We start from the raw sequence: 12,005 nt of genomic DNA, 5'->3' as shown, positions 1-12,005 counted from the left end.
CCGTTCCCGCTGTGTCCACAGCCCGTCCGGGCGGAGAAACACCATGTACGCCGAAGAGGTCGCCGGGATCCTGAACCGCCCGCTCAGCCGGGAGCTGCTCGCCCGCGACCTGACCCGGCTCGCCTACACCGCCGTGGACGGGACCCCGCGCTGCGTGCCGATCGCGTTCACCTGGAACGGCAGCCGGATCGTCCTGTGCACCACCACCAACGCGCCGAAACTGCCTGCCCTGCGGGTGAATCCGGACGTCGCGCTGACCATCGACACCGAGGTGCACCCGCCGCGGATCCTGCTCCTGCGCGGCCGCGCGGAACTCGACGAGGTCGACGGCATTCCCGGGGAATACCTGCGGATGAACGGCACCTACACGATGACCGCCGAGCAGCGCACCGCCTGGGAGGCCGAGATCCGCTCGCTCTACCGCGGCATGGTCCGCATCGTCATCACGCCGACCTGGGCCAAGCTCATCGACTTCGAAACGACCCTGCCGAGCGCCATCGAGGAACTGGACCGCGAGCGCGCCGCGCGGAATGCGTGACTACCCCATTCCGGCACTCCGAACGCCGGATCGCCGCGCTGCTCTGGACATTTTCTCCGGTTCCCCTACCGTCGGAGAATCCCAGTGATCTTCCGGACGAGGAAACGGAGTGCGCGAAGTGGATCTCAAGCGAAGGTGGCGGCCGCTGGCGGCGGTGCTGGTGCTCTGCAGCCTGTTCACCGCCGGGGGAACGGCCGTGGCCGCGCCCGCGAGAACGGCGAACGCCTGCGGGCCGGTGATGTTCGTCCTTCCGGGCTACCAGGACGGCGGCGCGTTCAATCTCCTCAAGCCGGAACTCGCCCCGAATGGCGCAAACCCCGTCCGCATTCCCTTCCCGAACGCGCAGCAGGACATCAATCTCTATGCCGACGTCGACGCCGGCGTGGCGAATCTGCGCACCGCGCTGTACAACCTGTACGTCAAGTCGAATTGCGACCTGAACACAAAGGTGTACATCGTCGGATTCAGCCTCGGAGCGCTCGTCGCGGGCACGGTACTGGAGACCGAACCGCCGGGACGCAACATCCAGGGCGTGCTGTTCTCCGACGGCCGCCGGCAGTCCGGCGAGTCCAACTGGCCCGGCGACCCCGGTGGGCTGATCGGCAAACTGCCGGTGCCCGGTCCGGGCGGGGCCGGGCTCCGCCCGCTCGACGGGTTCAAGTACCCGACGCTGACCCTCTGCAACGGCCCGCGTTCGGCGGGCGGCGCGGACGGGATCTGCTTCCTCGGCAACATCGCCGACCTCAACGGGTACTTCACCTCGCACCCGTTCTACACCTTCGACGTCGGCGCCGAACTGCGTGCGCACGGCGAGGGGCCGTACCCGAACAACCTGCGCAACCGCGTGATCCCGTAACGAGTCACCCGGACCTGGGCCCCGCGCCACCCGGCGCGGGGCTCTTTCGGGTTTGCCAAGATTCGCAACTGTTGAAATAGTGAGCCCTGACGGAGTATCCGGAGGGAGCGCGCGGTGAGCAGGCCGCTGTACCAGCTTAAGGCAGAGTTCTTCAAGACCTTGGGCCATCCCGCCCGTATCCGGGTGCTCGAACTGCTGTCCGAGCGGGAACACGCGGTCGCCGAGATGCTCCCGGAGGTCGGCATCGAACCGGCCAACCTGTCCCAGCAGCTGGCTGTGCTGCGCCGCGCCGGGCTGGTCACCACCCGCAAGGAGGGCGCGAGCGTGATCTACACGCTGACCAGCCCCGATGTCGCCGAGCTGCTCGCCGTCGCCCGCCGGATCCTCACCGAGGTGCTGTCCGGCCAGATGGAGCTGCTCGACGGCCTGCGTGGCCCGGCCGCCCGGAGTTCCTGACCCCGCACACCCGGTCGCACCGGGCTTTCCCCACACCGGCAACGGCCGCATCGCGCACCGCGCCGGGCAACGACCGGTAGCCACCCGAGGACTTACTGTGGCCCTACTCGCACAACACGGCACTTGCGAAATTCTTTAACTGCGCAGATCATGGCCACCATGGTCGAGTCAGGGAGGACAGCTGCCGATGCCGGGTGAACGCCAGCCCATCGCCGTGGTCTCGGACGGATCCGCGCTCGTATCCGGCGACGACGTCGAGGTGGTGCTGCGGGACTGCGTCGAGGTGATCAGCGGGCTGGCCGGGATTCCCGCCCGCACGATCGTGCTCGGCAAGGTGGATTCCGCGCAGCTGCTGCGGATCGCCCGGGACCACCCGGCGATCCTGCTGACGCACACCGAGCCCGCGCGAGCCCGTACCGCGCAGCAGGGACTCGGCGCCGGGCACTGCGTACTGACCGATCAGGACGCGACCGCGATCGCCCTCGCCGCCGCGGTGCGGTCCGTGCTCGCCGGGCGAGGCCGGACGCCGGAGGACACCCGGGTCCTGGTGGCCGGCGCGCGCATGCTGCCCGCGGTCACCACGCTGTTGATCGCCGGCGGGACCCGGGACCTCGCCCTGTGGAACCTCAGCGACGCCGCGGTGTTCCCGCTCCACCAGGCCGTTTTCGGGGCGGACGTGGTGCTCGACCTGCTCGGTGCGCTGCCGGAGGACACCGGCGATCCGCGCCTGACCGTGCTGACCCGGGACCACGTGCACACTGCGTCCGCGGCGGTCGCCGGGATCATGCGTGCCGCGGCGAAGGCACCCCGGCCGTGCTTCGACATCGAAGTGCGCCTCGCCGCGACAGCCGCGCTGGCCGACGTGGAACCCGTCGGCCGGCCGCCGATGGCGACCGCCGCACGGGTGCTGGCCGATCGGGTCGCCGCGGCCGTGCTCGCGGTCTGCGAACCGACCACGCTGGCGGCGCCATGACGGGCCATTTCGCCGCCGAGCTACGGCGAGGACTCACCGACGCCCACGCCGCCACCGTCACCGCGATGGCGGCCGGGCATCCGTACGAGGCCTACCTGCACCGGGCCCGGCTGGCCGAACTCCTGGAACTCGCCGAACGGCACGAAGTCGACGCCGGCGACCTCCTGCTGCCCGAGGTACGGACAGCCCTGGCCGAGGACCGCGCGGCGCTGGAACAGTAGGCGCACCATCATTCCGGTCCTCCGGGGACCGCCGCCAGCAGCCGCCGGGTGTAGTCGTCGCGCGGATCGGCGAGCACCTCTTCGGTGTGCCCGGTTTCGACCGCCTTCCCACGGAACAGCACCAGCACCCGGTCGGTCATCTACCGGACGACGGCCAGGTCGTGGGTGATGAACAGCATGCTCATCCCCTCGCTGCGGCGGATTTCGCGCAGCAGTTCCAGCACCTGCGCCTGCGCCGAAACGTCCAGTGCGGCAACGGGTTCGTCACAGATCAGGACTTCGGGCCGCATCGCGACGGCACGGGCGATCGCGACCCGTTGCCGCTCCCCGCCCGACAACGCGGACGGCAACCGCTCCGCGTACTCGGCGGGGAGGCCGACTTTGCCGCGCAGCTGGGCGATTTCGGCCGCCGGGTCGGCGGCTTCGTCCCGCGCTGGTCGATCGCCTCCTGCAAGGCCGAGCCGATCCGCAGCGCCGGGTTGAGCGAAGCGTACGGGTCCTGGAACACGACCTGGACGAACCGGCGGACGCACTTGCGGTCCGCGCGCGAGAGCTTGCGGTAGTTGCTCGAGTCGATCCCGTCCAGCTCGATCCGGCCCGCGTCCGGCGTGACGAGCCCCAGCAAAGTCCGCGCGATGGTGGTCTTGCCCGAGCCCGTTTCCCCTATCAGCCCTAGTGATTCGCCGCGGGCGATGGTGAACCCGACGTCGTCGAGCGCGACGGTGGTCCGGGTCCGCCCGATCAGCGGGCTCGTCTTGAACACCTTGCCCAGCCCGGTCACGGTGACGATCGCGTCGCGTGCCGGAGCCGGCCGAGGGGCCGCCGCACCAGCCGCCTGCCCGGCAACGGTGTCCGCCGGCTCGTCCTCGATCTCCGAAAGCCGCACGCACGCCGAACTCCGCTCCCCGGCCAGCTCGGCCAGCGGCGGTTTCCGCCTGCCTGGCCGGTGGACTGAACCACCTGCTGACCGGGGTTCAGGACTGGTAGCGGGGGTTGGTGGCGTGCCACTCGAAACTGCCGCCCATCCAGGACCGGACGCCGATCAGGAACCGCTGCAATTCCGGGGAGGGCACCGCGAGCAACGCGCGGTGCCCTTCCTCGAATTCGTGCACGATCCGGTTGTGCAGCTCGACGGTCTCCACCACCGCCTGCTCGACCGAGCACTTCTTGTCCGCGGCGATCTGCAGGACCATGTTGCACACCGGGTTTTCGTCGGCCGCGTCCTTGGTCACCGAGAAGAGATCGTTGACCAGGACCGAGGCCGTGCCCGCCCGCATCATCGCCTCGCGGACCCGCGGGTCGTAGTAGAACGGGGCGTCCACCTCGTAGCCGCCGACAGCGTCGATGAGCGTCATCGAGGTGTAGAAGCTGTCGTGCTGCCGGGCGGCCAGGTATTCCCATGCTGCGGGATAGTTGCCGGTGTATCGCCACGCCGCGTACGCGTCCCAGCTGACGAACATGGCGAAGGTCGAGTAGCACACCCGCTGCGTCAGCACCGGCGAACCGTGCTTGCCCAGGTGCTCGATCGCGGCGTGCAGGCCCACCCGGATCGGGTCGGCGCGCAGTGCCTTGGCCAGCGGCTCGGAGAACTCCCCGGCCGGGGCGACCGGATCCATCGCCGACATGACCAGCGCCAGCCGCGGCGGCAGTTCGGTGGGCGCCGCGCCGAGCGAGCTGTCGTCGGCGTAGTAGTCGTCGGCGGCCCACCAGACCGCGTTGAGCTGGGCCGCGATCAGCAGCAGGTCCGGATCGAGGCAGTCGGGGTGGGCCAGCATCACCAGTCTGCCGAACCCGGCGTGCGCGATCTGGTCCAGCCCCTTGCCGGTGAACCCGCACTCGGCGGCCCAGACGACCAGCCGCCGGTCGACCTCCTCGGCGAGCGCGTCGTCGACGCGGGCCACCACCGGGATGTAGAGCGGGGGCCCGCTGCCGTCCCCCCACTGGCGGTGGGTGTAGGCCGGATCGTGCCCGGTCGGCGGCGCGAACTGCGCCGCGATCCGGGCGGCGGACGTGCCGAGGCCCAGCGGCCCGGCCGGAAGCCCGGCCGGGACCGCCGGCGCCGGCTGCGAGCAGCCGGCGGCCGTTGCGGACATGGTCATCTCCCGGTTCAGATACGGTCGGCGGCGATCAGCAGGTAGTGGAAGCTGCCTTCGCGGTAGGCGGTCAGGAACGGCCCCTCGATCCCGGTGGCGACCGAGGACTTCTCCCGCAGCTCCCAGTACGGAATGGTGGCCGCGGTCAGGTCGACCACGCTGATCGGCACGAATCCGTTATCGCCCAAGGCCTTGAAGTAGTCGCCGCGGGCGTGGATGTTGCAGATGTAGTGCTGGTCGATCTGGCTCACCGCACGCGAACGGCCGCCGGTGACATCGTTGTAGCATCCGGTGATCGTCACGTACCGGCCGCCGGGCGCGAGCTGGCGCGCGTGCTCGGCAAACAGCTCGTGCAGATCCACGTACATGGTGCTCTCGTTGTTCCAGATTCCAGCGAACGCGCCGGTCTCGAATCCGGTGTCGAGCATATTCCGCAGGTGATAGCGCACGGAATCACCAACGCCAAGATTCTGTGCCTGCGTATTCGCGAATTCCACCTGCTGCTGGGAAATCGAAATCCCGTCCACCTGGCAGCCGAACCGGCGGTGCGCCATCACGCTCGAACCGCCGCGCCCGCATCCGGCGTCGAGCAGCCTGCCCCCGGCCGGGATCGGGCCGAGGTGATCGAGCAGCACGTCCGCCTGCGCGCTCTCCAGCCGGTGCATCTCCGCGATGATCGCCTCGTCGCCGGCCGCGAGCACGGCCGGGTCGTAGTCACCGAGCCCGTAATGGTGATGATAAAGACCGTCGACGTCACCCAGCCGGAGGTTGACCGGATCCTTCTCCGCATTCCAGTAATCGGCGATCGATCGCTGATACGCGGTGCGGGTGACCGGCAGGTCGACAGACGTCATCTGGTAGCTCCTTTTTCCACGGCACTTGCAGAGCACATCCCCGGAGGGAAGCAAACGGGTGGCCCGGTGCGCCGCCGGGGGCGGTGACCGGGCCTCCTTTCGGGACAGAACGCTAGCGAGGAATGTTTTCCGCGGACAAGATGCGCCAGGCCGGTTCACTCGCCGGACGAGCAATCCGTTTCCGCGTGGCTCTTCTGGCCTAGACGCACTCCTGCAACGGGTAGGAGCGGGCGAGGTCCTGAACCACGAAAGTGGAGGCTTCTGCCACGTCCGGATGACGGTATAACACCGTCCGTAGTGGACGGATCCGCCATCGGACACGACAAGGGGACACGCCCGGGTTGTCGGCAACGTCGGCGGAGAGGCCCTGCGCAGACTCCGGAGGCCCGTGAAGGTCTGTGAAGGGGCCCTTCACCGACTCTGAGTCTGTGAAGGGCCCCTTCACAGACCCGGGACAGGTCCGGAACACACCACGAGGTGGTCGCGCGCCTCGAACACCTCCGCATCGCCTGCTGCCGGGCGAAATCGACGAAGAGGGCAGGTACCGCCGATGATGACGCGGCAGCCACGGCTCTCTGCTGATCACAGGCCCTTTGACCAACTTTGCCGGGACCCTGGGGACATGCCCGGGTTCCGTTTCACCTGTTTTTCAGCAGCTCAGCGCCCCGGACACGCCCGGCCACGATTCGGATCGCCTTTATGGTGGCGAAAGCCGCGCCTGACTGGTAATGATGGGCACCGGTCCGAGCCGGTCCGAGCCGGTCCGAGCCGGTCCGAGCCGGTCCGAGCCGGTCCGAGCCGGTCCGAGCCGGTCCGAGCCGGTCCGAGCCGGTCCGAGCCGGTCCGAGCCGGTCCGAGCCGGTCCGAGCCGGTCCGCCCGCGTCGGCCGCTACGTCAAGTTCCTTATGCGTTCCTGCCGCGCGCACAAGTGACCGCTTTCGCGACGGTCATAATGTCCACAGTGGATAGCCAGACCAGAACCGGAAGGGGTTCCCGTGTGTCCACTGTGGATCGTGAGGCCGATCTGCGGGATGGGCACGTGGTCACTGGGCACCGCCCGGCGCGGCGGGTACCGCTGAGGCTTCAGCGTTTCCCGGACTCCGGCGGGGCTTCCCGGACCACCTCGGCGATCAGCGCCGGGTCCTCCAGCAGCGGCGGTGGGGGTGGGGCGTCCGTGCCGGACTGCGGCGCCGGGGCCGGGGGCTGCGGGTCGTCACTCATGGTCGGGCTCCTCCCGGCCGGTCCGCCCGGCCGCCTCGCGGGTTCGGTCACGGTACTGGCCGATGGTCGGTTCGTCCCCCTCGACCTGCCAGACCAGCTCCGGGTCGGGACGCACCGGGGGCACCGGCGGGCGGTCCGGCTCGGCGGGCATCTCAGCCACCCGCCCGGACCAGGTGCACCGCGGAGTTCGCCACCACCACCGCGATCGCCAGCACCAGCAGTACCACGGCGGCCCGCACGCGGCGGGCCTTGACCCGCAGCGCGGCCTCGTCCTGTTCCTTGAGCAGCAGCCGGGTGTCCAGCACGGCCAGCTCGGTCGCCGCCTTGTCCGTGGTGAGGTACTTCTGCCGCAACGTCATCGGGTTGACCGCGCCGCCGTAGCGCGGGAGGAAACCGAGGATCGCCAGCACCGCGGCGACCACGGCGAGCACCTGCCCGGCCACGGTGATCCAGGTCTGGACGTCCTTGGTCAGGCCGACCAGCACCCCGGCGAACCCGAGCACCAGCCCGGCCTTGGTGTCCACCGCGGTCGAACGTCGTTCCAGCAGGCCGAGTTCCACGTCGAGTTCGGCCCGCACCACCGGCAGGGACGGGTAGGGCTCGTCCTCGTCCTCAGCCATCCACGTCCTCCGTACCCGGCAGCAGTTCGGTGTGCCGCAGCACCTGCTCGGCCGCGGCACCGTCGGCGCACTCCCCCAGTTTCGCACGGAAGCCCGCCTCGCCGAGTGCGCGCCGCCGTTCGCGGAGCACGGTGAGCTGCCGCGCCGCCTGGCGCGAGCCCAGTTCGAGGTGCACCAGCAGGGCACGCACCAGCCACGGCACCGATTCGGCGGCCAGCCCGCGTTTGCCCAGCACGATGCCGATCTGCGCCTCGGTCACCGCCTGGCCGGCCCGGTCGCCCGAGGCCATGTCCGCGGCGAGGCACTCGTAATAGATCTCCTCCGCGCGGTCCAGCCGGCCCTGGTCCTCGGCGCTGCGGCCGAGGTGGAACCGGCTGTTCGACTCGCCGGCCCGGTCACCGATCCGCTGCTTGATCGCGATGGACACGCTCAGGTGCTCATCCGCCGCCGCCCACGACCGCCGCCGTTGCAGCAGCAGGCCGAGCAGATGGTGGCCGATCGCGACGTTGCCCGGGTCGCCCAGCTGCTCGTGCCCAGCCAGCGACCGGGTCAGGTACCGCTCGGCGTGGTCCAGTTCGCCTTGTTCCATCGCGATCACCCCGAGCTGTTCCTGGGTGTGCACGACGCCCGGCAGATTCCCATCCGCCTCGTACCCGGGCAACGCCGCGTGGAAGTACCCCCACGCGGCACCCGGCTCGCGCTCGGCCGCGTCCATCCCGAGACTGTGGTAGAGCCCCGCGACGCTGCTCATGGCGAGGACCTGCCCGGCATTCTCCACTGTGTACTGGCCTTCCTCGGGGCCCAACGCCTGACACACCAGGTCCGAGAACGCGGCCTCCCCCAGCCCGGCGTACTGGATCGCGTGCCAGAGATCGAGATTGCGCGGCGGCTCACCCGCCGTTTCTAAGCGGGCGAGGGCTTCCGTCGTGGCGAGCACGGCCGAGGGAAGGTTCCCGCCGAGCGTGCGCACCTCGCCGACCAGCCCGAGCACTTCGGCCGCCAGCAGCCACGCCCCGGCTTCGTCCAACAGCCCGGCGGCGGTGACCAAGCACGTTTCCGCCCAGGGGTAGTCCTGCCGGTCCCTGGCGAGCTTGCCGAGCGACAGGTGACATTCGGCCATCCGGTCGGCCGCGCCGATCTCCTCGAACACGTCCAATGCGGACCGGAGCCGTTCCCCGGCCTGGTCGAACCGCCACTGCCGCCGGGCGATCGCGGCCAGGACGGTCTCGGTGTTGGCGACGAGAACGCGGTCCCCGAGCCGGGCGAAACCGTTGCGCGCGGCCAGATAACAGGACTCCGCCTTCACGTAGTCGCCCCGGCTCGCGGCGAACCGCCCGAGTTCGTGCGTGGCCCGCGCGACGCCGGACAGATCGTCTGCCCCACGAGCGCCGGCCAGGGAACGTTCGAGGTACTGCTCCGCGAGCGCGGTGTCGCCCTCTTGTTCCGCCAGCTGCGCGAGCTGATGGCAGGCGGTCCCGATCCCGTTGCCGTCGCCCAGTTCCTCGTAGGTCGCCAAACCCTGGCGGTACAGCTGGCCGGCGCGGCGATGCTCGCCCCGCTGATGCGCGATGATGCCCAGCTGATGCCGGGCCGCGGCCACGTTTTCCCGCTGCCCCAGTCTTTCGAACCGCTGCAGCGCGTCGGCGGCGAACTGCTCGGCGCCCTCGCTGTCGCCCCGCATGTGCCGCACCGAGGCCAGGCTCAAGGTGAGCACCGCGGCGATCTCCGATTCCGGCACCCATTCGCGTGCCTGCGTGCCCAGCTGTTCGGCCCACGCCCAGCGGCCCCGGGTGTCCAGTTCGCCGACGGTCAGCTCCACGATTTCCGCCGCCTGCGCCAGATCGCCGCCCGCGAAGTAGTGGTGCACGGCTTCGATGAGCATGCCGACGTCGACCGGGTCATCGGCGCCACGGAGGCGGAGGCGCCACATCCAGTACCCGGCGGCACGCAAATGCGCCCCGGCCAGCTCGCCCGGCACGACATCCCGGTGCAACGCGCCGCGCGTGACCGGATGGACCAGCTGCCCGCCTTCGGCTGGTGCGAGCAGCCCGAGCCGGGCCAGCGAGGAGATCGCCGCGTCGAGTCCACTCGGGACAGTCAACGGCGGAATCTCGCTCTGCTCCGGCGCATCCGCTTCCCTCAGCTGCCCAACCTGCCAGGCCAGCCCGGTCCGGTCCACCGGGTTGCGGTACACCGACGCGCCGAGCAGCAACCGGCGGGCGAGCGGATCGCCGTCGACTCTGGCCAGCAACTCCGGAAGCAGCACGTCGTCCGCGATCAACGCACCGGCCTCCGCCACCGCACCGGCGAAGCCCGCCGGCAGCCGATCGCGCGCCGCCGCCAGCCTCGCACTGACGTCCGCGAACCGGGCGTTTCCCGCACGGAGCAGCGCGTCCAGGTACTCCAGTGCCCGCGGGTGCCCGCCCAGCTGTTGCCAGGCCACCCGCTGGGATGCTGCGGGCAACGCGGCAAGGCCGGGCAGGCGCCAGCACAGCTTGCGGGTCTCCGGCCAGTTCAGCGGCCCGACCTGATAGGCGGGCAGGCCCGCGATCTCGAACGGAACACGGGACGTGAGCACCACCCGGCCGCGACGGAGCCAGCCGGTGAGGAACTCCGTCAGCTCACCGTCCGAAAAGGACGCCAGATCGTCTTCGGCGTTGTCGAGGACCAGCAGCACCGGCAGCCCGCACTCGCCGACCAGCGACACCGCCTCCGCTCCGGTGCGGCCCGGCCGCGACAGCTCCGTCACCACGCGCCGAGCCGGATGGTCTGCGGCGAGCCCGTTGCGGGTGCAGTACCGGCTCAGTGACGCCCGGGTCTCGTCGACGATCGCGTCGACCGTCACCTGTCCGGTCAGCGCCACGACGACCGCGCCGTCCCGTTCCGCGCGGCTCGCCAGCTCTCCGGCGAGGCTCGTCTTGCCGACCCCGCCGATCCCGTGCAGCAGCACGCCGCGCGGTTCCCGGCCCAGCCGCCGGATGGCCGCCCGCCTGCCGACGAAGTAGCCCGGTGGACGGTCACGCCAGCCCAGGGCACCGGCGGGCTGGTGCGGTTCGGTCGGCGAGCTGTTTTCGTTGCCTGGCGCCGTGTCGTGCGTGCTATGGCTGCCCGGGGCATCGGCAGGCCCGGATGGTTCCGTCGAACCGTCTCCCCATGCCGGAGGTCCGCCGACCACACCCGGAACGAGCACCGGAGGGTTCCCATTCGCGAGGAACAGCACCGGCGCAATCCATTCCGCGGCTTCACCCGCCAGTTCGCGTCGCGCTGCCGACACCGCCGTCCGCGGATCGAGGCCGTCGGCCAGTCGTTCGTACAGCGCCCCGCAGAGTGCGATGGCGTAGTGGTCGCCGACCTGTCCGCGCATGGCGAGCACCGCGGGAATGCCCGCCCGCACCAGGCCCCGGCCGAGCCCGGCGGGGTCGAAGGGGGTGGCCAGTGCGGTCGCGCACCCGGTCAGTACCACCAGCGGCACCGGCGCGCCCGGCGGCAACGCCTCGGCCAGGAACCGGGCGGCGTCCACGTGGTCCGGTTCGCCGGACGGGGTTTCCAGCAGGAGGTACCCGGGACGGCCGTGGCAGGACAGGTGCAGCACATCGCAGGGTTCGGTGGCGAGCGTGGCGGCGATCGCCGCGGTGCTGCCCCATTCCAGGACCCGGACCTCGGCCCGGCGCCGCCGGCCCGGATCCACCGAGTCGAGGATCCGGGCCAGCTCCCGTTCGTGGTCGAGCAGCTCGCCGCCCTCGGCGTCCGGGCTGCCGATCACCGCGAGAATCCGCACCGGACCGGACGGACGCTGCCCGGCGGCCGCCGCGGGCACGGCGACCGCACGGCACACGTCGAGCCGCTCCGCCAGCGGAACGGCCCACCCGGGCGGGATGGCCGCCTCCCACGGCAGATCGGCCAGCTCCTCGCCAGCTGCCTCGACGGCCAGCCCACCACGCTCCCGGGTGAGCGCCGGGCCGATCGCACCGCCGAGGAACCGTTGCCCCAGCAGCTCACCGAGTTCCCGGGCCACCGCGGCGGAAGGCCGGTTCGCCAGCTGCCGGACCAGCTCCCGGAGCCGGTCGTCGGGGCCGTCGTGCCGATGCCGGGCGACCTCGCCCCCGGCGCGCAGCACGACCTCGTCCGACCCGATCACCAGTGTGCTCACCAGCAGGCACCCCCTGCCGGGAG

General features: G+C 70.8%; 13 protein-coding genes and 2 pseudogenes. 5 read left to right on the top strand and 10 right to left on the bottom strand.

Annotated elements, in window-relative coordinates; all coding sequences use genetic code 11:
* Window positions 1–43 precede the first annotated feature (43 nt).
* The 5 genes from ATK36_RS30730 (at window position 44) to ATK36_RS30710 (ending at window position 3,044) form a co-directional block, all read left to right on the top strand.
* The gene (locus ATK36_RS30730; RefSeq protein WP_098514621.1) at window positions 44–538 is read left to right on the top strand and encodes a pyridoxamine 5'-phosphate oxidase family protein; all 495 of its coding nucleotides are present in this window, start codon (window positions 44–46) and stop codon (window positions 536–538) included.
* Between the two features lie 109 nt (window positions 539–647).
* Window positions 648–1,394 (top strand): hypothetical protein, encoded by a 747-nt coding sequence (locus tag ATK36_RS30725; RefSeq protein WP_245915329.1) that lies wholly within the window; start codon window positions 648–650, stop codon window positions 1,392–1,394.
* 114 nt (window positions 1,395–1,508) lie between these two features.
* Window positions 1,509–1,850, top strand: a complete 342-nt coding sequence (locus tag ATK36_RS30720) for an ArsR/SmtB family transcription factor (RefSeq protein ID WP_098514620.1) — start codon at window positions 1,509–1,511, stop codon at window positions 1,848–1,850.
* Between the two features lie 187 nt (window positions 1,851–2,037).
* The gene (locus ATK36_RS30715) at window positions 2,038–2,823 is read left to right on the top strand and encodes a hypothetical protein (RefSeq protein WP_098514619.1); all 786 of its coding nucleotides are present in this window, start codon (window positions 2,038–2,040) and stop codon (window positions 2,821–2,823) included.
* Window positions 2,820–3,044: a hypothetical protein gene (locus ATK36_RS30710; protein WP_098514618.1), complete on the top strand. Its 225-nt coding sequence runs from the start codon at window positions 2,820–2,822 to the stop codon at window positions 3,042–3,044. The genes ATK36_RS30715 and ATK36_RS30710 overlap by 4 nt, the downstream gene beginning before the upstream one ends.
* Window positions 3,045–3,052: 8 nt before the next feature.
* Here ATK36_RS30710 and ATK36_RS34340 read toward each other — a convergent pair whose 3' ends face one another.
* The 10 genes and pseudogenes from ATK36_RS34340 to ATK36_RS30685 all read right to left on the bottom strand — a co-directional run bounded on the left by ATK36_RS34340 (window position 3,053) and on the right by ATK36_RS30685 (window position 11,982).
* The gene (locus tag ATK36_RS34340) at window positions 3,053–3,184 is read right to left on the bottom strand and encodes a hypothetical protein (protein WP_281259107.1); all 132 of its coding nucleotides are present in this window, start codon (window positions 3,182–3,184) and stop codon (window positions 3,053–3,055) included.
* The gene (locus ATK36_RS34085) at window positions 3,185–3,334 is read right to left on the bottom strand and encodes a hypothetical protein (RefSeq protein ID WP_245915416.1); all 150 of its coding nucleotides are present in this window, start codon (window positions 3,332–3,334) and stop codon (window positions 3,185–3,187) included.
* Window positions 3,335–3,355: 21 nt separating this feature from the next.
* Window positions 3,356–3,577, bottom strand: a pseudogene (locus ATK36_RS34905) (hypothetical protein); the annotation flags it as partial.
* A pseudogene (locus tag ATK36_RS34900) lies at window positions 3,559–3,807 on the bottom strand (ATP-binding cassette domain-containing protein); the annotation flags it as partial. The pseudogenes ATK36_RS34905 and ATK36_RS34900, both read right to left, overlap by 19 nt.
* A 211-nt stretch (window positions 3,808–4,018) precedes the next feature.
* Window positions 4,019–5,137 carry a family 2 encapsulin nanocompartment cargo protein terpene cyclase gene (locus tag ATK36_RS30700; protein ID WP_245915328.1) on the bottom strand — a complete coding sequence of 373 codons (1,119 nt, stop codon included), beginning with the start codon at window positions 5,135–5,137 and terminating at the stop codon, window positions 4,019–4,021.
* A gap of 14 nt (window positions 5,138–5,151) precedes the next feature.
* Entirely contained in the window at window positions 5,152–5,991 is an 840-nt protein-coding gene (locus tag ATK36_RS30695; protein ID WP_098514616.1) for a geranyl diphosphate 2-C-methyltransferase, read from the bottom strand.
* 1,083 nt (window positions 5,992–7,074) lie between these two features.
* On the bottom strand, window positions 7,075–7,212 hold the full coding sequence (locus tag ATK36_RS32660) for a hypothetical protein (protein ID WP_170069977.1): 138 nt from the start codon (window positions 7,210–7,212) through the stop codon (window positions 7,075–7,077).
* Window positions 7,205–7,363 (bottom strand): hypothetical protein, encoded by a 159-nt coding sequence (locus ATK36_RS32655; protein WP_170069976.1) that lies wholly within the window; start codon window positions 7,361–7,363, stop codon window positions 7,205–7,207. Before ATK36_RS32655 ends, ATK36_RS32660 begins: the two co-directional genes overlap by 8 nt.
* 1 nt (window position 7,364) lies before the next feature.
* Window positions 7,365–7,832, bottom strand: coding sequence for a hypothetical protein (locus ATK36_RS30690; RefSeq protein WP_098514615.1), 468 nt, complete (start codon window positions 7,830–7,832; stop codon window positions 7,365–7,367).
* Window positions 7,825–11,982, bottom strand: a complete 4,158-nt coding sequence (locus ATK36_RS30685) for a tetratricopeptide repeat protein (protein ID WP_098514614.1) — start codon at window positions 11,980–11,982, stop codon at window positions 7,825–7,827. Before ATK36_RS30685 ends, ATK36_RS30690 begins: the two co-directional genes overlap by 8 nt.
* Window positions 11,983–12,005: the final 23 nt, after the last annotated feature.

This window comes from Amycolatopsis sulphurea, from assembly GCF_002564045.1.
In the GTDB taxonomy this organism is placed as follows: domain Bacteria; phylum Actinomycetota; class Actinomycetes; order Mycobacteriales; family Pseudonocardiaceae; genus Amycolatopsis; species Amycolatopsis sulphurea.
This window is presented reverse-complemented; position numbering and strand designations above follow the sequence as displayed.

Coding starts and splice junctions, on each gene's coding strand:
- ATK36_RS32655 (WP_170069976.1), bottom strand. CDS start 7,363: ATGCCCGCCGAGCCGGACCGCCCGCCGGTGCCCCCGGTGCGTCCCGAC.
- ATK36_RS30700 (WP_245915328.1), bottom strand. CDS start 5,137: ATGTCCGCAACGGCCGCCGGCTGCTCGCAGCCGGCGCCGGCGGTCCCG.
- ATK36_RS32660 (WP_170069977.1), bottom strand. CDS start 7,212: ATGAGTGACGACCCGCAGCCCCCGGCCCCGGCGCCGCAGTCCGGCACG.
- ATK36_RS30715 (WP_098514619.1), top strand. CDS start 2,038: ATGCCGGGTGAACGCCAGCCCATCGCCGTGGTCTCGGACGGATCCGCG.
- ATK36_RS34340 (WP_281259107.1), bottom strand. CDS start 3,184: ATGACCGACCGGGTGCTGGTGCTGTTCCGTGGGAAGGCGGTCGAAACC.
- ATK36_RS30730 (WP_098514621.1), top strand. CDS start 44: ATGTACGCCGAAGAGGTCGCCGGGATCCTGAACCGCCCGCTCAGCCGG.
- ATK36_RS30690 (WP_098514615.1), bottom strand. CDS start 7,832: ATGGCTGAGGACGAGGACGAGCCCTACCCGTCCCTGCCGGTGGTGCGG.
- ATK36_RS30695 (WP_098514616.1), bottom strand. CDS start 5,991: ATGACGTCTGTCGACCTGCCGGTCACCCGCACCGCGTATCAGCGATCG.
- ATK36_RS30710 (WP_098514618.1), top strand. CDS start 2,820: ATGACGGGCCATTTCGCCGCCGAGCTACGGCGAGGACTCACCGACGCC.
- ATK36_RS34085 (WP_245915416.1), bottom strand. CDS start 3,334: ATGCGGCCCGAAGTCCTGATCTGTGACGAACCCGTTGCCGCACTGGAC.